Annotated in this window: 1 tRNA gene; it reads right to left on the reverse strand. The window is 49.1% G+C overall.

Annotation, left to right across the window (positions count from 1 at the left end):
- Positions 1 to 3: 3 nt before the first annotated feature.
- A tRNA-Ala gene (locus tag BBH99_RS13790) sits at positions 4 to 77 on the reverse strand.
- Positions 78 to 222: the final 145 nt, after the last annotated feature.

The raw sequence follows: 222 nt of genomic DNA on the forward strand, positions 1-222 counted from the left end.
CTGTGGAGAATAAGGGAGTCGAACCCTTGACCTCCTGCGTGCAAGGCAGGCGCTCTAGCCAGCTGAGCTAATTCCCCGCTAGTAGACTTCAGATCTCAGATCCTAGATCTCAGACTTAAATGTCTGATGTCTTATATCTGATCTCTTCCCGTCTTTTTCAATTAGTAGTCTCGGGCAGGCTCGAACTGCCGACCTCTACATTATCAGTGTAGCGCTCTAACC

The organism is Chryseobacterium contaminans, from assembly GCF_001684955.1.
GTDB lineage: Bacteria > Bacteroidota > Bacteroidia > Flavobacteriales > Weeksellaceae > Chryseobacterium > Chryseobacterium contaminans.